Source organism: Pseudomonas sp. 05N433, from assembly GCF_056396925.1.
In genome coordinates this window covers 15726-39086 of sequence record NZ_JBFTML010000050.1, presented here as the reverse complement: position 1 = coordinate 39086, position 23361 = coordinate 15726, and the positions used below count along the sequence as shown (strand labels likewise).

The 23361-nt window shown below is 61.1% G+C and carries 22 protein-coding genes and 1 pseudogene; 5 read left to right on the top strand and 18 right to left on the bottom strand.

Annotated elements, in window-relative coordinates; translation table 11 throughout:
- From AC1DIS_RS23280 to AC1DIS_RS23260, 5 genes and pseudogenes are all read right to left on the bottom strand, one after another.
- The coding region (locus tag AC1DIS_RS23280; RefSeq protein ID WP_477781101.1) for a phytanoyl-CoA dioxygenase family protein at positions 1 to 378 on the bottom strand (378 nt) is incomplete at its 3' end.
- A gap of 393 nt (positions 379 to 771) precedes the next feature.
- Entirely contained in the window at positions 772 to 1461 is a 690-nt protein-coding gene (locus AC1DIS_RS23275) for a VIT1/CCC1 transporter family protein (protein WP_111453251.1), read from the bottom strand.
- Positions 1462 to 1485: 24 nt separating this feature from the next.
- Positions 1486 to 1705: pseudogene (locus AC1DIS_RS23270) on the bottom strand (hypothetical protein).
- A 137-nt stretch (positions 1706 to 1842) separates the two neighbouring features.
- Entirely contained in the window at positions 1843 to 2316 is a 474-nt protein-coding gene (locus AC1DIS_RS23265) for a phytanoyl-CoA dioxygenase family protein (protein ID WP_111453252.1), read from the bottom strand.
- 108 nt (positions 2317 to 2424) lie between these two features.
- The gene (locus AC1DIS_RS23260) at positions 2425 to 3309 is read right to left on the bottom strand and encodes a LysR substrate-binding domain-containing protein (protein ID WP_096480274.1); all 885 of its coding nucleotides are present in this window, start codon (positions 3307 to 3309) and stop codon (positions 2425 to 2427) included.
- A gap of 159 nt (positions 3310 to 3468) precedes the next feature.
- Here AC1DIS_RS23260 and ydiJ point away from each other — a divergent pair, with 159 nt between their 5' ends.
- Complete coding sequence (ydiJ, locus tag AC1DIS_RS23255) at positions 3469 to 6498, top strand: D-2-hydroxyglutarate dehydrogenase YdiJ (protein ID WP_477743164.1); 3030 nt, start codon at positions 3469 to 3471, stop codon at positions 6496 to 6498.
- Positions 6499 to 6612: 114 nt separating this feature from the next.
- Here ydiJ and AC1DIS_RS23250 read toward each other — a convergent pair whose 3' ends face one another.
- From AC1DIS_RS23250 to AC1DIS_RS23235, 4 genes are all read right to left on the bottom strand, one after another.
- Entirely contained in the window at positions 6613 to 7725 is a 1113-nt protein-coding gene (locus AC1DIS_RS23250; RefSeq protein ID WP_477781100.1) for an alkene reductase, read from the bottom strand.
- Positions 7726 to 7875: 150 nt separating this feature from the next.
- Positions 7876 to 10113 carry a xanthine dehydrogenase family protein molybdopterin-binding subunit gene (locus tag AC1DIS_RS23245; RefSeq protein WP_477743162.1) on the bottom strand — a complete coding sequence of 746 codons (2238 nt, stop codon included), beginning with the start codon at positions 10111 to 10113 and terminating at the stop codon, positions 7876 to 7878.
- Positions 10110 to 10583 (bottom strand): (2Fe-2S)-binding protein, encoded by a 474-nt coding sequence (locus AC1DIS_RS23240; RefSeq protein WP_105345943.1) that lies wholly within the window; start codon positions 10581 to 10583, stop codon positions 10110 to 10112. The genes AC1DIS_RS23245 and AC1DIS_RS23240 overlap by 4 nt, the downstream gene beginning before the upstream one ends.
- Positions 10580 to 11779 (bottom strand): c-type cytochrome, encoded by a 1200-nt coding sequence (locus tag AC1DIS_RS23235; protein WP_477743161.1) that lies wholly within the window; start codon positions 11777 to 11779, stop codon positions 10580 to 10582. Before AC1DIS_RS23235 ends, AC1DIS_RS23240 begins: the two co-directional genes overlap by 4 nt.
- A 377-nt stretch (positions 11780 to 12156) precedes the next feature.
- On the opposite strand from AC1DIS_RS23235, the gene AC1DIS_RS23230 reads away from it, so the two are divergent.
- Both AC1DIS_RS23230 and AC1DIS_RS23225 read left to right on the top strand, forming a co-directional pair.
- Positions 12157 to 13356, top strand: a complete 1200-nt coding sequence (locus AC1DIS_RS23230; protein WP_138867477.1) for an MFS transporter — start codon at positions 12157 to 12159, stop codon at positions 13354 to 13356.
- Positions 13357 to 13456: 100 nt separating this feature from the next.
- A complete protein-coding gene (locus AC1DIS_RS23225) occupies positions 13457 to 14386 on the top strand; it encodes a LysR family transcriptional regulator (protein ID WP_018929053.1) in 930 nt (309 codons plus the stop codon).
- Here AC1DIS_RS23225 and AC1DIS_RS23220 read toward each other — a convergent pair.
- The 8 genes from AC1DIS_RS23220 to AC1DIS_RS23185 all read right to left on the bottom strand — a co-directional run bounded on the left by AC1DIS_RS23220 (position 14364) and on the right by AC1DIS_RS23185 (position 20514).
- Positions 14364 to 14648 carry a hypothetical protein gene (locus AC1DIS_RS23220; RefSeq protein WP_477743159.1) on the bottom strand — a complete coding sequence of 95 codons (285 nt, stop codon included), beginning with the start codon at positions 14646 to 14648 and terminating at the stop codon, positions 14364 to 14366. The two genes, AC1DIS_RS23225 and AC1DIS_RS23220, sit on opposite strands and share 23 nt — an antisense overlap.
- 298 nt (positions 14649 to 14946) lie before the next feature.
- Positions 14947 to 15195, bottom strand: coding sequence for a hypothetical protein (locus tag AC1DIS_RS23215; protein ID WP_018929055.1), 249 nt, complete (start codon positions 15193 to 15195; stop codon positions 14947 to 14949).
- Between the two features lie 132 nt (positions 15196 to 15327).
- Positions 15328 to 15552, bottom strand: a complete 225-nt coding sequence (locus AC1DIS_RS23210; protein WP_192350416.1) for a hypothetical protein — start codon at positions 15550 to 15552, stop codon at positions 15328 to 15330.
- 107 nt (positions 15553 to 15659) lie between these two features.
- Positions 15660 to 16697 carry a DNA topoisomerase IB gene (locus tag AC1DIS_RS23205; RefSeq protein WP_477781099.1) on the bottom strand — a complete coding sequence of 346 codons (1038 nt, stop codon included), beginning with the start codon at positions 16695 to 16697 and terminating at the stop codon, positions 15660 to 15662.
- Between the two features lie 85 nt (positions 16698 to 16782).
- The gene (gene modC / locus AC1DIS_RS23200; protein WP_138867479.1) at positions 16783 to 17862 is read right to left on the bottom strand and encodes a molybdenum ABC transporter ATP-binding protein; all 1080 of its coding nucleotides are present in this window, start codon (positions 17860 to 17862) and stop codon (positions 16783 to 16785) included.
- Between the two features lie 3 nt (positions 17863 to 17865).
- Complete coding sequence (gene modB, locus AC1DIS_RS23195) at positions 17866 to 18546, bottom strand: molybdate ABC transporter permease subunit (RefSeq protein ID WP_018929058.1); 681 nt, start codon at positions 18544 to 18546, stop codon at positions 17866 to 17868.
- Entirely contained in the window at positions 18547 to 19299 is a 753-nt protein-coding gene (gene modA / locus AC1DIS_RS23190) for a molybdate ABC transporter substrate-binding protein (protein WP_372240865.1), read from the bottom strand.
- 150 nt (positions 19300 to 19449) lie between these two features.
- A complete protein-coding gene (locus tag AC1DIS_RS23185; RefSeq protein ID WP_477743157.1) occupies positions 19450 to 20514 on the bottom strand; it encodes an NAD(P)H-dependent flavin oxidoreductase in 1065 nt (354 codons plus the stop codon).
- Between the two features lie 214 nt (positions 20515 to 20728).
- Here AC1DIS_RS23185 and acuI point away from each other — a divergent pair, with 214 nt between their 5' ends.
- Both acuI and AC1DIS_RS23175 read left to right on the top strand, forming a co-directional pair.
- Positions 20729 to 21712, top strand: coding sequence for an acrylyl-CoA reductase (NADPH) (gene acuI, locus AC1DIS_RS23180; RefSeq protein ID WP_477743156.1), 984 nt, complete (start codon positions 20729 to 20731; stop codon positions 21710 to 21712).
- Positions 21713 to 21773: 61 nt separating this feature from the next.
- Entirely contained in the window at positions 21774 to 22262 is a 489-nt protein-coding gene (locus tag AC1DIS_RS23175) for a GyrI-like domain-containing protein (RefSeq protein WP_477743155.1), read from the top strand.
- On the opposite strand, the gene ada is transcribed toward AC1DIS_RS23175, so the two are convergent.
- On the bottom strand, positions 22226 to 23299 hold the full coding sequence (ada, locus tag AC1DIS_RS23170; protein WP_192350424.1) for a bifunctional DNA-binding transcriptional regulator/O6-methylguanine-DNA methyltransferase Ada: 1074 nt from the start codon (positions 23297 to 23299) through the stop codon (positions 22226 to 22228). The two genes, AC1DIS_RS23175 and ada, sit on opposite strands and share 37 nt — an antisense overlap.
- Between the last annotated feature and the right edge of the window lie 62 nt (positions 23300 to 23361).

Sequence of the window (23361 nt, the reverse complement as noted above, 5' to 3'; positions counted from 1 at the left end):
GTTCTCGGGGCCATAATCGTCGAAGTAAGCAATAGCGTTCACAATGTCGCCTGGCCGTTGGACCGACAAGTCGCGGTGCAGCTGCTGATGACCGCCACCTGCAAGGGGCTCGCGACCCTCCACCTGCGAGAGGAAAAACCGCTCTTCGATCAATTCACCCACCACCGCCAGCAGCTCCGGCAGACGACACACCGCCTGAATCTTCGAATCAGAATCCAGCAGCGAATGGCGCCAATCCATGCCACGCGGCACTGGCCATTGGTCCGCCGGCTTCACGCCCGCATCGAACACGGCACGAAGGTCACCCAGCCACTCGGCTGGGATCGCTCGACGGAGCAGCGCAAAGCCATCTCGATGGAGTTGTTCGCGGTCAGTCATCGATTCCTCAATTCCCTTGCCACCAACGCATCAAAAATCCTGCAGTTGCGCGCGTAACTGATGGACATCATAGAAGAGCAAAAGTGGACAGCCTGTTCTTCGCGCTCGTTTAGATCTGGTCCAGCAACCAGGTACGGAACGCGGTCACCGATGCGGGGCGGCGGTTCTATGAACGGTTTATGCCGTCTACACCTCACGACAGTTTGTCGACGCAAAAATCGCTCGCTTTATTGACACGTTAAAAGACCGGGTTGGCAGTCAGCTGGCAGCCACTGCYCAGGAACTCATCGATTGAAACGCCGCGAGGGGTAAAGGTATTTGCGCCTCAATGAGACAATCCATCATCATAGTCCACGAGACGGCCATTATGTTGTTCTGCTCATTATCAAACATTTATGCTGCTACCCCAAACAGGGTACCCACCGCAGCGGTCAACGCCATTGCCAGGGCCCCCCAAAAGGTGACACGAGCAGTTGAAGCAATCATGGGGGCGCCGCCGGTATGGGCAGCCAGAACTCCTAAGAGCCCGAGAAACAGAAGCGAGCTGCCAGCAACCCCCCACATAAGTGCAGCAGTCGGAACCATCAGAACCACCAGTAATGGTAATGCAGCGCCCACAGAGAAAGTCGCTGCGGAGGCAAAGGCAGCTTGCACAGGACGCGCGGCCAATGTATCGGATATCCCCAATTCGTCGCGTCCATGAGCGCCCAGAGCATCGTGTTGCATCAACTGTGTGGCAACGTTTGAAGCCAGCGCTGTATCCAATCCCCGCTCGACGTAAATGGCAACCAGCTCTTCGTACTCCTGCTTGGGGTTGGCGGCCAACTCTTTACTTTCCCGAAGCAAGTCTGCGCGTTCGGTGTCGGCTTGGGAACTGACCGATACATATTCACCAGCCGCCATCGACATTGCTCCGGCGACAAGGCCGGCAACACCTGCGACCAGAATGCTCTTTGAACTCGCACCGGCCGCCGCAACTCCCAGGACGAGGCTAGCCGTTGAAACGATACCGTCATTCGCGCCAAGAACAGCAGCGCGAAGCCAGCCTGTCCGGTGTGTTTTGTGCCTTTCGCTGTGTCTCATGGGGATGACCCCGCAACGGAATGTTTAGTCAGGTGCCCAACGCATAGGCAGACTGGCGTCTGTCAGGCTTTGAGCATTGATATCCAGCGTTTCCATGGCCGCCATTGCGTTAGCGGCGACATTCTCGGTTCCATTTTCAGAGAACCAATTTGTCACCAATGGCTGCACATATGGCGTGCTGATTGTGCAGCAGCAGTGTGAGAGCGTCTGTTATGGCTATGTTCACTTCAGAGCGATCCGGCATTGGTACGGTTCCTGGGTACGTGATGTGATTAGACTAGCTGAACTTGCGCCAGCAGAAGTCATCTCTCTAGACCGACGTCCGCCTGCTTTGCCTTGGCCAACTGGAGGCATCGCGGCAGCTATGAGTTCTTCCGCAATTTATTTTGAGGTGCTGATTTTACTGGCTTTAAACGGTGAGAAAATTTGTGAGCCGCTTGAGCAGGTAAAATCCGAAGGGTCGAACCGATCGGTCGTGTCCATCCGGATACTGCGCAGGCTCACCGTTTCCGGGTGTGACGCGTATAACGTCTCTGCAAAATAACTGATCAGGATGGAGCGTCGGCGTGCGCCGATCGAGTTCAGACTGCCCGCATGCACTAAATCCACATCAAACACCAGGATGTCACCCACGGAGCCTGAAAGCTGCACGGACCGGGACTCGTCATTGAAGTCGAATGGCGGCGCTTCCTGGTCAGGGCGATGGCTGCCGGGAACGAGACGTGTTGCGCCGTTCTCGGGGCCATAATCGTCGAAATATGCCAAGGCGTTCACAATGTCACCCAGCCACTCGGCCGGGATCGCTCGACGGAGCAGCGCAAAGCCATCTCGATGGAGTTGTTCGCGGTCAGTCATGGATTCCTCAATTCCCTTGCCACCAATGCATCAAAAATCCCGCAGTTGCGCGCGCAACTGATGGACATCATAGAAGAACAAAGTGGACAGCCTGTTCTTCGCGCTCGTTTAGATCTGTTCCAGCAACCAGGTACGGAACGCGATAAGCGATGGCAGCATTTCGTTGCGCGGCGGGTAGGTCAGGTAGTAGCTGCGCTGGCTGGCGAACGGCTGGTCGAGGCTGATCAGCTCTGCGTTGGCCAACTCGTCGGCCACTAGAATACGTGGCACCAAACCGATGCCGATGCCAGCCCTGACGGCCTGGATCAAGTGCGAGGTGAGTTCGAAACTCGGCCCCAGCCGCATCATTCGATGGGGCAGGCCGTGATGGCTGAACCACTCGCCCCAGACGTTGGCGTTGTTTGCGACGTTGAGCAGTGTCTGTGCGCCAATGCGCTCCGGCGTCCAGGCGTCGTGGAGCTCGGCCACTTCTGGAGAAATGATCACCATCAGTTCTTCGGTGTGCAGGCGATGGCTGATCAGACCCGGCAAATCGGCATTGCCGACGACGATCGCGGCATCGATACCGCTGGTTTCGAAGTCGATGGCGTCGATCCGGGAATTGATGTGCACCAGCATGCCGGGATGGGTTTTGTAGAAGTCATGAAGGCGCGGCAATAACCACTTCGAGCCGAAAGTCGGCAAGGTGGCCAGGCGCAAGGTGCCGCTGCCGGATTGATAAGCCATGGCTTGCAACGTGGCGCTGCGGATGCGTCCGAGCGCTTCGCTCATTTCCCGCTGGTAGAGACGACCGACATCGGTCAACTGCACTTGCCGGCCTTCACGGCGAAACAGCGTCAGGCCCAGTTGCTGTTCCAGCGCCTGGACTTGCCGGCTCACGGCGCTTTGGGTCAGTGACAGTTCCATCGCGGCACGGGTGTAGCTTTCATGGCGGGCGGCGGCCTCAAAGGCCAGCAGCAACGACATCGAGGGCGTGAGGTGACGGTAATTCATTCGTAAAAGTCATCGATAGCGGCAGGATTATCCGTTTGTCCGGCGCCAGAGCCTGCAGGATCATTGGCGTAGCCGACGACCTGAGGCTGACCCATTAATGCTCAGGCGACAAGTGTTTTGATTTTTTCCATGATTAGACCGACAAGAGAACAGCCTGCGATGATCGCTCAGTTGCCCACCGTTGCACTCGCGGCACACTACCCGGAATTTCTTCAGGCCCTGCGCGCCAGCGGCTTTCGTGGCCAGCTCAGCGCCGACTACGCCACCCGCACCGTGCTGGCGACCGACAACTCGATTTACCAGCGCCTGCCGCAAGCGGCGGTGTTCCCCATGGACGCGGACGACATCGCACGCATCGCGACCTTGATGGCCGAACCACGCTTTCGCCAGATCAAGCTGACCCCGCGAGGCGGCGGCACCGGCACCAACGGCCAGTCATTGACCGATGGCATCGTGGTCGACTTGTCGCGGCACATGAACACCATCCTGGAAATCAACGTCGCCGAGCGTTGGGTGCGGGTGCAGGCGGGCGTGGTCAAGGACCAGCTGAATGCCGCGCTCAAACCCCATGGGCTGTTCTTCGCCCCGGAGCTGTCGACGTCCAACCGCGCCACCGTCGGCGGCATGATCAACACCGACGCCAGCGGCCAGGGGAGTTGCACCTATGGCAAAACCCACGATCACGTGCTGGAACTGCACAGTGTGCTGCTCGGTGGCGAGCGCCTGCACAGCCGGCCTCTGTCCGACGCGGAGCTGGAAGTGGCATGCACGCAATCCGGCCGCATCGGCGAGGTGTACCGGACGGCGCGGCACATTCAGGAAACCCAGGCCGACCTGATCGAGTCGGTATTCCCGAAACTCAACCGCTGCCTGACCGGTTACGACCTGGCGCACCTGCGCGACGAGCACGGGCGTTTCAACCTCAACAGTGTGCTGTGCGGTGCGGAAGGTTCGTTGGGCTACATCGTCGAGGCCAAGCTCAACGTGCTGCCGATTCCCAAGTATTCGGTGTTGGTGAACGTGCGCTACAGCAGCTTCATGGATGCGTTGCGCGACGCTAATGCGTTATTGGCGCACAAACCGTTGTCCATCGAAACCGTGGACTCCAAAGTGTTGATGCTGGCGATGAAAGACATCGTCTGGCACAGCGTCGCCGAGTACTTCCCGACGGACGCCGGGCGCGCGACGCTGGGCATCAACCTGGTGGAGTTCAGCGGGGAAGACCTGGTGGACGTAAATGCTCGCGTGGCGTCGTTCGTGGAGCATCTGCAGGCCGACACGACGATTGAGCGACTGGGCCACACCCTGGCCGAGGGGGCCGAAGCCGTGACCCGCGTATACACCATGCGCAAACGCTCGGTCGGGCTGCTGGGTAACGTCGACGGCGAGGTTCGCCCGCAGCCTTTCGTCGAAGACACCGCCGTGCCGCCGGAGAAACTGGCTGACTACATCGCTGAGTTCCGCGCCTTGCTGGATAGCCATGGCCTGGCCTATGGCATGTTCGGTCACGTCGATGCCGGTGTGTTGCATGTACGTCCGGCGCTGGATATGAAAGATCCGGCCCAGGCCGCTCTGGTCAAGCCGATTTCCGATGCCGTGGCCGAGCTGACCCGGCGTTATGGGGGGCTGCTGTGGGGTGAGCACGGCAAAGGTTTGCGTTCGGAATATGTCCCCGAGTTTTTTGGCGAGCTGTACCCGGCGCTGCAATCGCTCAAGGGGGCGTTCGACCCGCACAATCAGCTCAATCCCGGCAAAATCTGCACTCCGCCGGACGCCGCCCAAGGCTTGCTCAAGGTCAATGAAGTCACGCTGCGTGGTGACCTGGACCGGCAAATCGACGAGCGCGTCTGGCAAAGCTTCGGCTCCGCCGTGCACTGCAACGGTAATGGCGCCTGCTACAACTACGATCCCAACGATGCGATGTGCCCGTCGTGGAAAGCCACCCGTGAACGCCAGCATTCGCCAAAGGGCAGGGCCTCATTGATTCGCGAGTGGTTGCGTCTGCAAGGCGCGGCCAATATCGATGTACTGCAAGCGGCCCGAGGCAAATTGTCGTGGCTGAGCGGGTTGCCAACGCGGTTGCGCAATAACCTGGCGCGCTCGCGTGGCGAGGCGGATTTCTCCCATGAGGTCTACGACGCGATGGCGGGGTGTCTGGCCTGTAAATCCTGTGCGGGACAATGCCCGGTCAAGGTCAACGTGCCGGAATTCCGTTCGCGATTTCTGGAGCTGTACCACGGTCGTTATCAACGCCCGCTGCGCGACTATTTGATCGGCTCGCTGGAGTTCACCCTGCCTTACATGGCCTACGCGCCAGGTGTGTACAACGCGGTGATGAGCTCGAAATGGGTGAGCCGTCTGCTTGAGCGACAGGTCGGTATGCTCGACAGTCCGTTGATCAATCGCCATAACCTGCAGGCCACGCTGACCCGCTGCAAGGTCGCTGTCGCCAGTGTGCCAGCCTTGCGCGAGCTCACTGTCGCGCAACGCGAGCGCAGCGTGGTGCTGGTGCAGGACGCCTTCACCCGGTACTTCGAAACCCCATTGCTGGCGAGCTTCATTCAGTTGGCGCATCAGCTGGGTTATCGGGTGTTTCTGGCGCCCTATAGCCCCAACGGCAAGCCTTTACATGTGCAGGGTTTCCTAGGTGCCTTCGCCAAGGCGGCGATCCGCAACGCCCATCAGCTCAAGGCGCTCGCCGACTGTGGAGTGCCGCTGGTGGGTCTGGACCCGGCGATGACCCTGGTCTACCGCCAGGAATATCAGAAAGTACCGGGGCTCAACGATTGCCCAAAGGTCCTGCTACCCCAGGAATGGCTCTGCGATGCGTTGCCGGAAAATCCGCATCCGGCGACTGATACATTCCGCTTGTTGGCGCACTGCACCGAGAAAACCAATGTCCCGGCCAGCACTTCGCAATGGGAAACCGTTTTTGCCCGGCTCGGGCTCAAGCTGACGACTGAGGCGACCGGCTGCTGCGGCATGTCTGGAACCTACGGTCATGAAGCCCGGAACCAGGACACCTCGCGGACCATTTTCGAGCAGTCATGGGCCGGCAAGCTGGACAAAAAGGGTGAGGCGCTGGCGACGGGATACTCCTGCCGCAGTCAGGTGAAGCGCTTCGCCAACACGCAATTGCGCCATCCACTGGAGGTTGTGTTAGAGCGCATTGTTCAGCCAGTTCGCTGATGCAAACGCTGCGGCTGATTGCACGCAGCATCAATTCCTTGGCGCGGCGCTCCTGCCCGTCGGACAGGGCGCCCACGGGCGCGCCAAGGTGCATTGATGGTCTGGATTCACCTGTCAGGAGTGAGCCGGGTAATCCACGTATCCACGCTGATCGCCACCGAAGAAGGTGCTCGGATCCGGCGCATTGAGCGACAACCCGTCGCGAATTCGCCGTGGCAGATCAGGGTTGGCCAGAAACGGTCTGCCGAACGCGATGATGTCCGCGCGGCCGTCGATCAAGGCCWGTTCCGCCGTCTCGGGGTCGTAGCCACCGGCGATCATCAGCACGCCGTCCCACGCTGCACGCAGTTGGCCGATGATTGCATCCCAGCGCGGATCGAAGTTCTCGTCCTTGACGGTGCCGACGACGGCAGGCTCGACGAGGTGCAGGTAGGCCAGATTCCACTGGTTCAACGAACGCACGATGTGGCCGAACGTAGCTTGCGGCGTCTCATCGCCCATGCCCATGAAGCGTCCCATCGGCGTGAGGCGTACGCCCACGCGCTGCGCACCGACTTCGTCGACGACGGCCGCAACCACTTCCAATAACAGGCGCGCACGGTTTTCCAGGCTGCCGCCGTAGCTATCCTCGCGCTGGTTACTGTTGCTGTTGATGAACTGATCCAACAGATAGCCGTTGCCTGCGTGAATTTCCACGCCATCCATCCCGGCGTTCAGCGCATTGCGCGCGGCCCGGCGGTAGTCGTTGATGATGTCAGCGATCTCCGAGGTTTCCAGTGCCCGCGGAACCGGCACATCGCCCCACACGCCTTTGCCATCCGCGTCGACGATGAACGTCTTGCCCGGCACGGGTAATGCGCTCGGGGCCACCGGGAGGGCGTTGTCGGGCTGAAAGCTTGGGTGCGACACGCGGCCCACGTGCCAGAGTTGCATGAAGATCAAACCGCCGGCCTCGTGCACCTGGCTGCTGACTTCGCGCCAGGCCTGTACCTGCTCATCGCTGTAGATGCCCGGGGTCCAGGCATAGCCCTGGCCCTGTCGGGAGATTTGCGTCGCCTCGGTGATGATCAATGCGGCACTCGCACGCTGACGGTAATACTCGGCGTTCATGGCCGTAGGGACATCGCCCGGTTGCCCGGCACGAGAGCGGGTCAGCGGCGCCATCGCCACTCGGTGCGGGAGTGTGTACGGCCCCAATGCGATGGGTTGGAACAGTTGCTGCGTCATAGAGTTTCTCCAGATTTCGAATAGAGGGAGCAGGGCGGCGATGGACGTTTGGCCAGGCACCGTATGGCCGTAAGTTAATCCGCTGCATGCCGCTTGATAATCCGCATCAGCCTCTACGCTGCATTGCGTGAAACGCAACGCTGCGCAGGGTCAGGACGGTTGCTCCGAGCGGGTCAAAGGAAGGTTCAGCCAGCGTCGGCCGGTAGCGTTCGCCACGGCATTGCCGAGGGCGGCGGCCATCGGTCCCTGGACGATTTCGGCGGCGCCGAGAAACGGCTGYCCCGGCTGGTCGAGCAGGTGCACGTCGACCTTTTTCGGCACCTGCGAAAAGCGCAGGATCGGGTAGCCACTCCAGTCGTAGCTGCGTATGCCCCCGGCGTCATAGGCGACTTTTTCATACAGCGTCCAACTGGTGGACTGCACGATCCCGCCTTCCACCTGGTTGCGCAGGCCATCGGGATTGACGATTTGCCCGACGTCTACCGCCGTGACGACGTGATCGACCTGCACCTCGCCGGTCTGCGGATGTACGCGCAAGCGCACCGCGATCGCGCAATAGCCCATGATGTTTTTGTAGCGGGCAAACGCGAAGCCGATGCCCGCGCCAGGTTCGCTGCTTTTTTGCGGCCAGCCGATGGCGTCGCGCACGCGCTCCACCACGGCCCGCGCCCGGGGATCCGCCAGATGGGCAAGGCGCAAGGCCACCGGATCGCTCCCGGCCCTGGCGGCAAGCTCATCGATGCACGCCTCGATTGCGAAGATGTTGATGTGCGCGCCCAGCGAGCGCATGGCAGAGGTGCGAAACGGCATCTCAGTGACGAAGTTCATGTTGATGCGCGTGGATGCCAGCGTGTACAGCGGCACGGCATTGCGATCGCCGTCGCCTTCAGGTTGAGCGATGGGCACCGAAGGCGCAGAGATGAACGGTCGGGCCAGCAGTCGCGCCGGCAGCAACCGGCCCGCGTTGACGATGCGTTCGTTATGCGGCGTGGTCCACAGTTCATAGTTCCAGTCCTGCAGTCGACCTTGCGCATCAAGATTGGCCTGCACTTCAGTCACCATCGCCGAGCTGTAGGGTTCCCAGAGATTTTCCTGCTCGCGCATCCACTGCACTCGCACCGGCGTGCCCGGTATTCGCATGGCAATCAACGCCGCGTCGGCCGCTGCATCGTCTGCGCCGTTGTGGCCGTAACAACCGGACCCTTCGGTGTGGATACAGCGAACGCGCTCGGGCGGTAGCCGCACCATTTCGGCGATCCCGGCGCGCAGCGGATACACGCCTTGGGTGTGGGTCCAGACGGTGAGGGTGCCGTCCTTGAACCAGGCCACGGCGCAGGACGGGCCGATGGATCCGTGCATCAGGTATTGCTTGGTCACGCGCGCTCGATAGCTCTTGTCGGTCGCCACCTGTGGGGTTCCCTCATGGCTGATCGGGTAGCGGCGTGAAGGCAGGCGCTCGAGCAATGTGTGGATGTCCCGTGACTCGGGTATCGCTTGTCCACCGCTCCAGCGCGCCGATTCATATCCGCTGCGCATGGCCTTGATCGCTTGCCATTCATCACGCGCCACCACGGCAAGGTAATTGCCGTCGCGAATCACCTGCACAACCCCGGACAACGTTTTCATCGACTCCGCGTCGAAGGCTTCCAGCGTGCAGCCGGGACGAGGAGGGCGAATGACCCGAGCGTGCAGCATGCCCGGCAGACGAATGTCCTGAACAAATGCAGGGCCGCCGCTGACTTTTGCCGGAATGTCCAGTCGTTGCAGCGAATGACCGATCAGCTTGAAGCCCGTCGCGGGCATTGCCGGCGATTCGGACTTGGCATAGAGGTGCAGATCGACGTTTTCGACGGCGTCAGCGTAGGACATTCGTTGTCCGGCAGGGCCGTGAATGACGCCTTCCTGCGTCGTCAACAATGGCGGTGCCACCTCCCAGCTGCGCCCGGCCGACTGCAGCAATAACTCACGCACCTGCGCCGCCGCGTTGAACAGCGCGGTGCCGCTGTCGAAAATGCTATGGCTGCCAGCGGTGTAGCCTTCGTTGGGCGTCAGGGCAGTGTCGGCAGTCAGCAGGTTGATCGCCGTCGGCGAAACCTCCAGACGTTCGGCGGCAATTTGCAGCAAGGCTGTTTTGACGCCAGTGCCCAATTCGACCTTGCCGGTGTAGACGGTGATGCCTTCAGGGCCCACGCGAATCCACGCATCGAGGTAGGGATTGGTGCGCAGGCTGCCGGGCAGATCAGGCGCCAGCACCACCGTGCCGAGGGTATCCACTTCGGTGTCGGCCCATGCACGACGCGCTGCCGGCACCAGGGTAAACGCCACCAGCAAGGCGCCTCCACGCAAGAAAGCCCGGCGACTGTGGTCGACTTTTTTCTCCACGGTCATGTCGCGCTCCCGTTTTGCCCGGCCACCAGGCTGATTGCCTCGATAATCCGCAGGTGGGTGCCGCAACGACACAGGTTGCCTGCCATGTGCTCGCGAATGGTCTGCTCGTCCGGGTGCGGATTGCTTTCAAGCAATGACTGCGCGCGCATCAGCATGCCGGCGATGCAGTAGCCGCATTGAGCCGCCTGTTTGTCGATAAAGGCTTTCTGCAAAGGGCCGGGACGTTCAGCAGAACCTAGGCTTTCAACCGTTCGAACCTTCTTGCCCTCAAGGCCCGCGCAGGGCGTCACGCAAGAAAAAACCGGCTTGTCATCGACGATGACCGTACAGGCGCCGCACTGCCCCAAACCACACCCGTACTTGGCGCCGTTCAGCCCCAGATGATTACGCAGCGCATAGAGCAGCGGCATGTCAGGTTCCAGCTCCAAGGCTTGGGCCGAGCCGTTGACGTTGAGCGTGACTTGGGTCATTTCGTCTCCTGACGGATCGCTTCAATAGTGGAAGAAAGCTCTGTCCAGGGTTGGTCAGGCCTGGCTTGCTGGCGCAGGTATGACGCCAGGGCTGCGAGTTGAATGTTGTTCAGGCTGGCGGCAAACGGCGGCATGACCGGTCCGGGCACGCCCGGAATTGCCGGCACGCCTTCGAGCACGGTTTTCAGGAAGTTGCGTGCGCTTGGGGCTTGCAGTGCCGAGGTGCGATCCAGCGCCGGACGCCCGTCGATCTCGCGCATCGGCGCCGCAGGGGCATGACAACCGGCGCAGGCACTGGCGAACAGCAGGGCGCCGCTGGTCTGGTCCAAGGTCTCAACGTTCCCGGCGCCGGGTTGGATTTCGGTGATCGCAGCCTTGGTTTGCAGGCTCAGCAAATACTCGGCAATCGCCTCGGCGTCACTGACCGGCAAGCGAGCCAGACTGAGGCTGACCGGGCGCATCGGGCCCGCGGCTGTGCCGTGCCCGTCCACCACTTCTGCCCGCAGATAGTGGACCAACTGCTCAGTGCTCCACGGGTTTGCGCGACGGGCCATGCCGAGCAGCGAAGGCGCCTCCCAGCCATCCACCTTACCGCCCGCGAGGCTCTCGCCGGACTTCTCGGCACCGATCAGGTTCAACGGTGAATGGCAGCCCGCGCAGTGGCCGGGGCCTTCAACCAGATAACGTCCGCGATTCCACGCTTCAGATTGCTGCGCCACCGGCGTCAGCGGCTTTGCATGCAGGAACAGCAGATTCCAGAACGACACCAGCGGCCGGATGTTCATCGGGAAATTCATGCGGTTTTGCATGGCCGGTGAGTTCACGGCAGGACCGCTCATCAAGTACGCATACGCGTCGGCAATGTCGCCTTCGCTCATGCGCCGGTAGTGCACGTACGGGAAGGCGGGGTATAGGAAGTGGCCATCGCGGGAGATCCCTTCACGCATCGCCCGCTCGAACGCCGGCAGTGACCATTGGCCGATACCGGTCTGCGGATCAGGTGTGATGTTGGTGCTATAGAGCGTGCCGAACGGCGTCACCAGCGGCAGCCCGCCCGCCAGGTATTGACCGCCCGGACGCGTATGGCACACCGCACAATCGCCTGCTTCGACCACCCGCGCACCGCGCTGCAATTGCGCGGCATCGAACGTTCGCGGGCGCTCAATCGGTGCTATCGCCGGGCGCCACATCAGCATCGCTGCGCCGATTGCGCCTATCGAAGCGAGGACGGCCGTGCTGATCCAGAGGGGGCTGGATCTCAGGAAGTTGCCCTTCATGAGGATTTGCAACGCGAGGGACGCGCGGAGGGCATTGATGATGGATTCGGGGTCATGAACAGCTCCTTGAACAACCGGGGAAGGGCGCTGATGGAGAGCCCTGCGCCAAGTGCCCAAGGTTAGAGAAAGCGCAAGCGCCGGAGTATTGCCAGGTCGCGCAATAGCGCATTGCGCCAACAGCAACGCCGGCACCGTTGCGGATGGCGCATCACTCCGTTGCAGGGGGCACGGATTCTCTGCATCGACCCGTGCCCTTAGCCTTGGCATCACTTTCCCGAACTCAACGAGGTGTCATCATGCTCACGGGTAACCCCGCAGCAGCGGCCAAGGCCGAACAGCCTGCTTCACTCTCCGGCCTGATGGTCGCGTTCCTGGCATTTTGCTGCGGCGCGGTCGTGGCCAACCTCTATTACGCCCAGCCGATTGTCGAATTGATCGCGCCACAGATCGGCCTGTCCAGCGCCAATGCCAGCCTGATCGTTTCACTCACACAGTTTGGTTATGCGCTGGGTCTGCTGTTGCTGGTGCCGCTGGCCGACCTGATGGAAAACCGGCGTCTGGTCGTGGGTTTCACCCTCGCGGCGAGCGTTACGCTGTTGTGTGCCGGGCTGACGCACTCGCCGTCGATGTTCCTCGTGTTTTCATTGCTGATCGGCCTTACTTCGGTTGCGGTGCAGATTCTGGTGCCACTGGCGGCGCATCTGGCACCCGAAGCCACGCGAGGTCGTGTGGTGGGAAATATCATGAGCGGGCTGCTGTTGGGCATTCTGTTGTCGCGTCCGCTGTCCAGCCTGTTGGTGGAAGTGTTCGGCTGGCGCGGGGTGTTTTACAGCGCGGCGGCACTGATGGCCGTCATCGCCCTGATCACCGCGGCTGCGCTGCCGCGCCGTGTGCCGACGCATCAGGCGACTTATGCCGCGCTGATCGGCTCGGTGTTTACCCTGGCTCGTCGCCATCCGGTGCTGCGTCAACGTTCGTTGTATCAGGGGTTATTGTTCGCCAGCTTCAGCCTGTTCTGGACGCTTGCACCGATTGAGCTGATGCGTCACCACGGTTTCAGCCAGGCGCAGGTGGCGATTTTTGCCCTGGTCGGAGCGGTAGGTGCAGTCGCTGCGCCGATTGCCGGGCGCTTGGCCGATGCCGGCCACGGCCACCGCGGAACACGGGTCGCACTGCTGCTGGCACCGGTTTCATTGTTGATCGCTGCGCTGCCCGGCAGCAGCTACCTATGGCTGGTGGTGTGTGCGGTGCTGCTGGATTTCGCCGTGCAACTGAACATGGTGCTGGGCCAGCGCGAGGTGTACGCCATCGACCCGCACAGCCGGGCACGACTCAACGCCGTGTACATGACCAGTATCTTCGTTGGCGGTGCCTTGGGATCGCTGGTGGCGAGCCCGCTCTACGAGCACTTCGGCTGGAACCTGTCTGCCGCGTCGGTGGCATTGCTCCCGACCCTGGCTTTGGTGATGTTCCTCGGCCGCAAGGCCAATGCCTGAGCGCCGGGTGTGGGGGAGTCCGGTGAAGCACGGTCATACAAGACGGCTGGCGAACGGTGATGCACTATCATCACCGTTTCTTTTTGACCGGATTCCGCTTATGGACAAGTTGCTGGCACTGAAGATGTTTGTTGAAACCGTGCGTTGCGGCGGTTATTCCTCCGCGGCGCGCAAGCTCGGCATCTCGACGTCTTCGGTCACTCGCCAGGTGGCGGGGCTGGAAAACGAGCTGGGCGCCAGCCTGCTCAACCGCACGACACGCAACACCAGCGTGACCGTCGCCGGGCAAACCTATTTCGAAAAGGCTGTGGCGATTCTTGACGCCATCGACGAAGCCGATGCCGTGGTTGCCGACCGTGGCAGCGAGGCGCAAGGACGCCTGCGGATCAGCGTCCCTGTCGAGTTCGGTCGGCGGATCATCGCGCCGCATCTGGGCCGTTTGCTCGAGCGCCATCCGGGGCTGGAAATAAGCGTTTCGTTGAGCGATCAGGTCAGCGACCTGCTGAGCGAACAGATCGACGTGTCGGTGCGTCTGGGATCGTCGGTGGTCAGTGAAGACATCGTCAGTAAACGGGTAGGGGCCTTCCAGCGCTGGGTGGTGGCCAGCCCGGATTACCTGAGCCGCCACACGGCGCCGTGTCATCCTCGCGACTTGCTCGAGCACCAATGCCTGCGCTTTGATTACGCTGGTTCGCACCAGTGCTGGACGTTCCAGGGCGACAAGGAAACCATCCAGCTCAATGTGCACGGCCGCCTGCAAAGCAACAACGCCGACATCCTGCGCGAAGCGGCAATCGCCGGCGGCGGGGTGACCCTGTTGGCCGACTGGCTGGTACGCGACGATGTCGCCGCAGGCCGGCTGACACGGTTGTTGGAGCATTACGAAGTCAACCCCGGCAGTGCAAGCAGTTGCATCAATGCGCTGTACTTGCCCAATCACCGGGGCTCTAGCCGGATCAATGTGTTTATCGATTTTCTAGAGGAAATCCTCACGCCTGGCGTGTCAGCTATACAAATGGCTGGCCAGTAAAGCCACGCGGTAGCCGTTGCAGTCCGGGCATCTCGATCAGCCGTTGGGTCCACTCTGTGCGCCAGTCGTTGGCGGCGTGGGTGGCTTTGGCTTTGCGTGCGGCCCGACGTGCGGCGTTGCGTTCGGCTTTGCGCGCTTCCTTGTACGCATCGGTGTTGCGGCAGCTTCTGCATTTCACCCGGTTCAATATGCTGCTGGAAGTGAGGTTGCTGCCTTTGTGCCCGCAGGCCAGGTGCCCGCCGGTTTTGAAGTGAGTGACCATGGGACATACTCCTTCGTGATGTGTAAGCGTTCGACACCTGGCGGGTGAGGGCGTTCGTTCGCGTTACGGCAGGCAAAAAAATGGCCCGCATGCGGGCGGGCCAGGGGATGTTTTCAAAGGAGCAAGTGAACTGTAGGAGTTCGGTTGTGAAGACGGTGTGAAATGGTCGAAGGCACGAATAAAAAAAGCCCGGCAAACTGGGTCGGGTTGGGATGTAGCGCGAGTCTGGCAGGCAGGCATAACCACGGTGACGAAGAGGTCACCGCTCAGGTGTGCTGAATTGGACTCTGTCCCTGGCTCAAATAACGCGGTCGCCTGATTTGAACCGAGGCAGTGGCGGCTCGACATGTTTGAGTGCAGACAACGCGCTGCGAATCTGCGGCGTGTCCTTCTCGATGTCGTTCAAGCGGTCACGAATCCTGAGCGCTGTCGGATGCCCCCCTTGATGATCGACCCAGTCGGCGATCTCCTTGCACGCAGCAGCAAGGCGGGCCTGACGGGAGTCAAGCAGGGTGAGCAGGGTGGCGATAGACTCTTTCTCGGACATGACAATCACCTCCGTTCAAGGAAATCGGCTAAAGGGCAACAAAAAGCCCGCGGGGGAGCGAGCTTTCTGCCGATGGGTCGCTGGTCCTTCAGCTCCTTCAAGTATAGACCCGGAAAATGAAAGTGGCCGGCGTCAAGCCAACCCGTGCGACACCGGCGAACTGGCCTCGTTAAGCCTGCGACATTCGCGCCTGGCGTCCTCTTCAAGATCGTAACCGTCACCGATAAAGCCGCGAGTACGGGTATCGATGATGCGATACCAGACGGCGGCGTCGGGTGGTGGGTGACCGGTTTCTCCGGCCCGGCGGCCATGAACGATGATCTTGTTGCAGCGTTTCACAACGAAAATGTCTTCCATGGCGTCCACCGAAGCTGTTCGTGTTCAGATCAAGCATAGAAGCGCTTTGCGATCATGCAAAAAACTGGTGGGTCAGTTCGTCGGTTCAGTGCACCCCTGAAGACGACTCATGGTGTTTCAGCCTTCTCGATGAGCTTCTCCAGAAACACCGCCAGCGCCACTTCCTCTGCTCTGAGCCTTTTACGCCCCCGCGACGGCGRCAGTCCGGCCAATGCGCCTTGCATAAACTCATCGACGACCGCCGGGTGGATGTAGCACTTGCGGCAAACCGCCGGGGTATTGCCCAGTTGCCGGGCGACATGCTTGACCATGTCCACCACCTGCCGCTTTGCATCGGCTGGCGATTGCCACTGCAGCTTGCGCAACACTGCCAACGCCAGCGCACTGCCGGCCCAGGTGCGGTAATCCTTGGCGGTGAAGTCGGCGCCGGTCAGCATTTGCAAGTAAGCGTTGACGTCGGAGGAGCTGACGGTGTGCCGGTCACCGTTTTCGTCCAGATACTGAAAGAGGTTTTGCCCGGGAATCTCCAGGCAGCGCTTGATGATCCGCGCCAGGCGCCGGTCTTTTACGGTGATCTGGTGCTCGATGCCGCTCTTGCCGCGAAACTGGAACATGATCGCGCTGCCGTTGATCTCGACGTGACGGTTGCGCAGGGTCGTCAGGCCATAGGAGCGGTTGTCCCGGGCGTACTGCGTGTTGCCAACCCGGATCAGCGTCGCATCGAGCAAGGTAATCACCGTGGCCATCACCTTGTCGCGACTGAAGCCGGGAGTCGCCAACAGGGTTTCAAGCTGCTTGCGCAGTTTCGGCAGGGCCAGGCCGAAGTCCCGCAAACGTGAATATTTGTCGGCATCGCGTACTTCGCGCCAGCGCGGGTGATACCGGTATTGCTTGCGGCCACGGGCATCGCGACCGGTGGCTTGCAGATGACCGCGCGGGTCGGGGCAAATCCATACATCGGTGTAAGCGGGCGGTACTGCGAGGGCATTGATGCGTTTGATTTCATCCGGATCGGTAATGCGCTGACCCGACGGGGCGAAATAGCCGAATGCGCCACGCAGCTTCTTGCGGGTGATGCCAGGCTGGCTGTCGTCGACGTAATGCAGGTCGGACGGCAGTCCATCGGGCAACGCGGTATCTGGCATGGCAGGCAATCCCGGGCGGCGAGTCAGGGTGTTAAGCCATTGACCACGCGCCATTGCCGGGGTGCCTAAAGAATGCCGACAGATTTCAGGCCAACACCGCCACCGCTTTGATTTGCGCCCAGAGTTGCTGGCCGGGGTGCACGCCCAGTTGATCCCGGGAGTAGCGGGTGATTCGCGCCAGCAGCGGTGTGCCGGCCGCGTTGAGGCGGATCAGTACGTGAGCAGCGTTGTCGGCGCCGATTTCACTGATCACCGTGACAGGCAGGCGATTGAGGATGCTGCTCTGTTCGACGCCTTGCAGGCTCAGGCTGACATCCCGCGCCTGAACCTTGCAGCGCAATGCCTGGCCCTTGGTCATCGGCGCGTGGGCGACCCGAATGCTCAGGTCGGTGTCGGGCAGTTGCAAGGTCAGCAGCTGGTAGTCGGCGTCATAGGCGCTGACGTGCCCTTCGATCACCACGCCGGCGTCATCGCCCAGCGCCAGCGGCAGATCGAGCCGGGCCAGGGTTTCGCCGATGGCGCCGCTGGCCAAAGCCTTGCCGTTGCTGAGCAGGACGAGGTGATCGGCAAGCCGCGCGACTTCATCCTGGGAATGGCTGACGTACAGCACGGGGATGTCGAGCTCATCGTGCAACCGTTGCAGGTACGGCAGGATTTCGTTTTTACGCTGGGTATCGAGCGCCGCCAGTGGCTCGTCCATCAACAACAGTTTGGGGCTGGTGAGCAGGGCACGGGCGATGCCGATACGCTGGCGCTCGCCGCCTGAAAGATTCTGCGGATTGCGGTCGAGTAAATGGCCAATCCCCAGTAACTCCGTGGCATGCGCCATGTCGACCCGCCGCTGTTGGCGAGGGATGCGCTTGAGGCCGAATTCTAGATTGGCCCGCACCGACAGATGGTGAAACAGGCTGGCTTCCTGGAAAACATAACCCAGGGCGCGTTTATGCGGCGGGACGAAAATCCGCTTGTCGCTGTCCTGCCAGACTTCATCGTTGATCTGGATAAAACCCTGCCCGGCCTGTTCCAGACCGGCGATGCAACGCAGGCAGGTGGTTTTGCCCGAACCGGAATGACCATAGAGCGCAGTCACTCCACGGCCGGGCAATTGCAAGTCGATATCCAGGGCAAATCCCGAATAGCTCAGTTTCAAGCGCGTTTGAATCATGGGTCAGCTCCAGGCCGCTTTGGTTTTACGGCTGGAGTAGAGCGCCAGCAACACTGCAAAGGAGAACACCAGCATTGCCCCGGCCAGCCAATGGGCCTGGGCGTATTCCATGGCTTCGACGTGATCGTAGATCTGCACCGAGACCACGCGGGTTTTGTCGGGAATGTTGCCACCGATCATCAGCACCACGCCAAACTCGCCGACGGTGTGGGCAAAACCGAGAATGGCCGCAGTGATGAAACCGGGACGGGCCAGCGGCACAATCACGCTGAAGAACGTGTCCCAGGGGTTGGCGCGCAAGGTGGCGGCCACTTCCAGTGGGCGAGTGCCGATGGCGGAAAAGGCATTTTGCAGCGGCTGGACCACGAACGGCATCGAGTACAGCACCGAGCCGATCACCAGCCCCGCAAAACTGAAGGTCAGGGTGCCGAGCCCCAGCGATTGGGTGAAGTGGCCGATCCACCCGTTCGGGCCAAGCGCCAACAGTAAATAAAAGCCAATCACCGTGGGTGGCAGCACCAGGGGCAGGGCGACGATCGCCCCGACCGGGCCGCGTAACCAGGATTGGGTACGCGACAGCCATAACGCAATCGGAGTGCCAATGATCAGCAGGATGACCGTGGTCAGGGACGCCAGTTTCAGGGTCAGCCAGATCGCGGAGTAATCGGCACTCGATAGCGTCATTTAGAGTTGGTAACCATAGGACTTGATGACGGCGGCGGCTTTCGGCCCTTTGAGGTAGTCAACCAATGCCTGGGCGGCCGGGTTGTCCTTGCCCTTGTTGAGGATCACCGCGTCTTGTTTGATCGGATCATGCAGGTTGGCCGGAACGATCCAGGCCGAACCGTTGGTCACTTTGCCGTCTTTGTAGATCTGCGACAAGGCCACAAAACCGAGTTCGGCGTTGCCGGTGGACACGAATTGGTAAGCCTGGGTGATGTTCTGGCCTTCAACGATCTTGCCTTTGACCTTGTCGGTCAGGCCTTGCTTGGCCAGCACCTGAGTGGCAGCCAGACCGTACGGGGCGGCTTTCGGGTTGGCGATGGAAAGATGCTGATACTGGTTGTCGCTCAGAACCTTGCCCTTGGCGTCGACATAACCTTCCTTGGCCGACCACAGCGCCAGCGTGCCGATAGCGTAGGTGAAGCGCGAACCCTTGACGGTGTCGCCTTCGGTCTCGAGTTTTTGTGGCGTGGTGTCATCCGCCGAGAGCAACACTTCGAACGGCGCGCCATTCTTGATCTGGGTATAGAACTGGCCGGTTGCACCAAAGGAGGTGACCAGTTTGTGCCCGGTGTCTTTCTCGAAATCGGCAGCGATGGCCTGGATCGGCGCGGTGAAGTTGGCGGCAACGGCGACCTGGACTTCATCCGCGTGGGCGGACCCGAAAGCGAACACGCTGAACAGGCACACAGGGGCAAAACGTGAGGCACGCATGGTCATGAAACGGCTCCGTGGTAGGCGAGTGATACGCTATATATCAGAATATATAGCGAAATGCCTGTAAACGGAACGAATGGGATGTGCACGTCGGAATTCACGCGCGCCCTGTAGCAGCTGGCGCAGCCAGCTGCTACGGGCCCCGTCCTAGCGGTGAAGCAATTTGGCCAATCCTTCATCCGCCAAACACCGGGTAAGCTCTGCCGAAGTCAGTTCAACGCCCAGGGTGAACGCCTGCCCGGCCCAAAGGTTGCTGAAATCCGCTTCCCCTTTAGCCCGCAATGGCATCAGCGCACCGCCCGCCAAGGGGAAGGCCGGTGCCTTGGCGCTCATCGGCCCGAGTTCACGCATCACCCGATTGAGAATCCCGCGCGCCGGGCGCCCGGTGAAAATGTTGGTGACCGCTGTCTCGCTTTCCTTGGCCGTGCGCAACGCCTTGTGGTGGGACGCGCTGACCTTGGCCTCTGGCGTGAACAAATAAGCCGTACCTACCTGAACCGCCGATGCGCCCAGCATGAAAGCCGCTGCGACGCCACGCGCATCGCTAATCCCGCCCGCCGCAATGACTGGCACTTTCACCGCATCAACGACCTGCGGCACCAGCGCGAAAGTACCCACCTGGCTGCTCAAGTCATCACTGAGGAACATGCCCCGGTGGCCGCCAGCCTCGTAACCCATCGCAATGATCGCATCGCAGCCATGCTGCTCCAGCCAGATGGCTTCTTCGACCGTAGTCGCTGAGGAGAGAACTTTCGCCCCGGTGGCTTTTACCCGATCCAGCAGCGATTTTTCCGGCAGGCCGAAGTGAAAACTCACTACTTCGGGACAAAACTCTTCGATCACTTCGCAGGCCGCGTTATCGAAAGGCGCGCGATTGGACACCGGCGTCGGTGCGTCGAAGTCGACGCCCAATTCCCGGTAGTACGGTTCCAGCAGGTTTTTCCAATCCCGGGCGCGCTGCTCATCCGGCGGCGGAGGTTGGTGGCAGAAGAAATTGACGTTGAACGGACGCTGGGTGTGTTGGCGAATCGTCTTCAGTTCTTCGCGCAACTGCTCGATGCTCAGCATTGCGGCGGGCATGGAGCCGAGGCCGCCGGCGTTGCACACAGCAATCACCATGGCCGAAGTCGTCGCGCCGGCCATAGGGCCCTGGATGATCGGCAGCTCGATCCCGAGCAGGTCAAGAATGCGGGTGTCTGGCCATTGGCTCATGTGCAGTGTTCTCCGACGTCGAAACAGGGCAGGGACGGTAGAAGCAAGTTTGTATCAGTAATGCCTGGCGCAAGGCCAGTCGAGTTTTTAATGCGTACAGGATGATCCGCAAGGCGCCAGCCGATGGGGATTGGCTTAAAGTCGGGTACGGTGATGGGGTTCCCTGTGTTATTTCAACAGCACGACAACTGAACGATTCCACCAGGAGGCAGTGATGTTCAAAGGCATTCTGATCGACAAAGATGACAGCGGTTAYCGGGCCACGCTGCAAGAGATCGCTGACGATCAATTGCCCGAGGGCGATGTGACGGTGCGTGTGGCGTACAGCACGCTGAACTTCAAGGATGGCCTGGCGATCACCGGCAGCAGCCCGGTGGTGCGCAAGTTCCCGATGGTGCCGGGGATCGATCTGGCAGGCACCGTCGAAGTCAGCAGTCATCCGGACTACAAGATCGGTGATCAAGTCCTGCTCAACGGCTGGGGTGTGGGTGAAGGACACTGGGGCGGGCTGGCGCAGAAAGCTCGCGTGAATGGCGACTGGCTGATTCCGTTGCCCAAGGCGTTCACCGCCGCGCAAGCGATGGCCGTCGGCACGGCCGGCTACACGGCGATGCTGAGCATCCTGGCGCTGGAGCACAACGGCGTGAGTCCCGAACAGGGCGACGTACTGGTGACGGGCGCCAACGGTGGCGTAGGCAGTTTCGCCATCGCGCTACTGAGCAAACTCGGCTATCGCGTGGTGGCCTCCACCGGCCGCACCTCCGAACACGACTACCTCAAGCAATTGGGCGCCAGTGAGATCATCGACCGCGCCACGTTATCGGAGCCGGGCAAACCGTTGGCCAAGGAGCGTTGGGCAGCGGTGATCGACTCGGTCGGCAGCCACACACTGGCCAACGCTTGTGCGAGCACCAAGGCTAACGGCACCGTCGCCGCCTGCGGCCTGGCCCAGGGCATGGACTTCCCGGCGTCCGTCGCACCGTTCATATTGCGCGGCGTGACCCTGGCCGGGATCAACAGCGTGACCCAACCCAAAGCCCGGCGGATACTGGCCTGGAATCGCCTGGCCAAGGACCTGGATTTCGCCTTGCTACCGCTGATCAGCCACGAAATCGGCTTGAGCGAAGCCATCGACGCCGCGCCGCGCTTGCTTGCCGGGCAGTTGCGCGGCCGGGTGGTGGTCGACGTCAATCGTTGATCGTTTCAGCATCAATCAATCAATCAAACAGACAAACTGTAGCAACAAGGAATATCGACCAATGGATGTAAAACTGCGCGAAGTGCAGCCCTTCAGCGTCTCGGGTTTGCAGGTGCGAACCCGCAATGCAGCAGAGCAGCAGCCGGATACCGCACGTATCGGCCCTATGTGGGAACGGTTTTTCGTCGAGGATATTTTCGACAAGATCGCCCACAAACAACCGGATTCCTTTATGTACGGCGTGTATTCCAACTACGAGTCCGACGCGTCGGGCCACTTCGATGTGACCGCGGGAGTGGCAGTCACCGCGCCCTCCGAGGGCTTTGCGCAAATTCAGGTTGAGGGCGGCGATTACCTGGTGTTCAGCGCCAAAGGGGCGATGCCCGATAGCGTCATTCAGGCCTGGGGCTTTATCTGGGCCTACTTCGAGGACAACCCGCTGGTTCGCCGCAAGTTCGCCACGGACTTCGAGGTCTACACCGGGCCTGAGTCCGTGGCGGTCTATATCGGCATTCAGGACCCGGACGCGTTTTCAAGTTCCAGCAACTGACGCTTGCGTTCCACGCCCCAGCGGTAACCCGACAGGTTGCCGTCGCTGCGCACCACGCGATGGCAAGGGATCGCCACCGCCAAACTATTCGCGCCACAGGCCTGGGCCACGGCGCGCATGGCTTTCGGCGCGCCGATGCGCTTAGCGATATCGGCGTAACTGGCGGTGCTACCGGCGGGAATCTCCCGCAGGGCTTGCCATACCCGCTCTTGAAACGCTGTGCCGCGTACATCCAGCGGCAAATCCAGGCCGAGGGCCGGGGCTTCGATAAAGCCGACGACCTTGGCGATCAACTGCTCGAACTCGTGATCGGCGCCAATCAGGTTGGCGCGGCGAAACTTGTCCTGCAGGTCGCAGACCAGTTGATGCGGGTCGTCGCCCAGCAGAATCGCGCAGACTCCGCGCTCACTTTGTGCCACCAGAATCGCTCCCAGAGAGCACTGGCCGACGGCAAAGCGAATGTCGTTGTTCTGCCCGGCCGCGCGATAGTCCCCGGGTGTCATGCCGAGCAATTGATCCGCCGCCTCATAGAAACGGCTGTTGGAATTGAATCCGGCGTCATACAGCGCATCGGTAACCGTGCCGCCATCGGTCAGGCGCTCGCGAACCTTGCGTGAACGATGGGCGGTGGCGTAGCCCTTGGGCGTCAGGCCGGTGATGGCCTTGAACACGCGGTGGAAGTGGAAACTGCTCAAACCGGCTGCATCCGCCAGTTCATTCAACGCCGGTAACGTTTCGGCGGATTCGATTTGACGGCACGCGGCGGCCACGGTCGCGGCGTGTTGCGCGGCGACGTCGCTGTGATCTTTCGCGGCCCGTTTGCTGGGGCGATAACCCGCCGCCTGAGCTTGCTCGGCCGTGTCGAAGAATTCGACGTTCTGCGGTTTCGGCAGGCGTGCCAGGCTGCTGGGGCGACAGTAGATACCGGTGGTTTTCACCGCATACACAAACTGCCCGTCGGCACGTGGATCGCGCGCGACCACGGCGGCCCAGCGAGGATCGTTTTCGGTGGCGATTGTTGGCGATTGAGTTGTCATGGCTTCATGTCCGTTGACCCGTTTCATGCAGATTAACCAGCCGGCACCGACGCCACACTCCG

What these genes read in the sequence shown, in the direction of transcription:
- AC1DIS_RS23275 (WP_111453251.1), bottom strand. Translation starts at nt 1,461, where the DNA reads ATGAGACACAGCGAAAGGCACAAAACACACCGGACAGGCTGGCTTCGC.
- AC1DIS_RS23265 (WP_111453252.1), bottom strand. Translation starts at nt 2,316, where the DNA reads ATGACTGACCGCGAACAACTCCATCGAGATGGCTTTGCGCTGCTCCGT.
- AC1DIS_RS23260 (WP_096480274.1), bottom strand. Translation starts at nt 3,309, where the DNA reads ATGAATTACCGTCACCTCACGCCCTCGATGTCGTTGCTGCTGGCCTTT.
- ydiJ (WP_477743164.1), top strand. Translation starts at nt 3,469, where the DNA reads ATGATCGCTCAGTTGCCCACCGTTGCACTCGCGGCACACTACCCGGAA.
- AC1DIS_RS23240 (WP_105345943.1), bottom strand. Translation starts at nt 10,583, where the DNA reads ATGACCCAAGTCACGCTCAACGTCAACGGCTCGGCCCAAGCCTTGGAG.
- AC1DIS_RS23235 (WP_477743161.1), bottom strand. Translation starts at nt 11,779, where the DNA reads ATGCTGATGTGGCGCCCGGCGATAGCACCGATTGAGCGCCCGCGAACG.
- AC1DIS_RS23230 (WP_138867477.1), top strand. Translation starts at nt 12,157, where the DNA reads ATGCTCACGGGTAACCCCGCAGCAGCGGCCAAGGCCGAACAGCCTGCT.
- AC1DIS_RS23225 (WP_018929053.1), top strand. Translation starts at nt 13,457, where the DNA reads ATGGACAAGTTGCTGGCACTGAAGATGTTTGTTGAAACCGTGCGTTGC.
- AC1DIS_RS23220 (WP_477743159.1), bottom strand. Translation starts at nt 14,648, where the DNA reads ATGGTCACTCACTTCAAAACCGGCGGGCACCTGGCCTGCGGGCACAAA.
- AC1DIS_RS23215 (WP_018929055.1), bottom strand. Translation starts at nt 15,195, where the DNA reads ATGTCCGAGAAAGAGTCTATCGCCACCCTGCTCACCCTGCTTGACTCC.
- AC1DIS_RS23210 (WP_192350416.1), bottom strand. Translation starts at nt 15,552, where the DNA reads ATGGAAGACATTTTCGTTGTGAAACGCTGCAACAAGATCATCGTTCAT.
- modC (WP_138867479.1), bottom strand. Translation starts at nt 17,862, where the DNA reads ATGATTCAAACGCGCTTGAAACTGAGCTATTCGGGATTTGCCCTGGAT.
- modB (WP_018929058.1), bottom strand. Translation starts at nt 18,546, where the DNA reads ATGACGCTATCGAGTGCCGATTACTCCGCGATCTGGCTGACCCTGAAA.
- modA (WP_372240865.1), bottom strand. Translation starts at nt 19,299, where the DNA reads ATGCGTGCCTCACGTTTTGCCCCTGTGTGCCTGTTCAGCGTGTTCGCT.
- AC1DIS_RS23185 (WP_477743157.1), bottom strand. Translation starts at nt 20,514, where the DNA reads ATGAGCCAATGGCCAGACACCCGCATTCTTGACCTGCTCGGGATCGAG.
- AC1DIS_RS23175 (WP_477743155.1), top strand. Translation starts at nt 21,774, where the DNA reads ATGGATGTAAAACTGCGCGAAGTGCAGCCCTTCAGCGTCTCGGGTTTG.
- ada (WP_192350424.1), bottom strand. Translation starts at nt 23,299, where the DNA reads ATGACAACTCAATCGCCAACAATCGCCACCGAAAACGATCCTCGCTGG.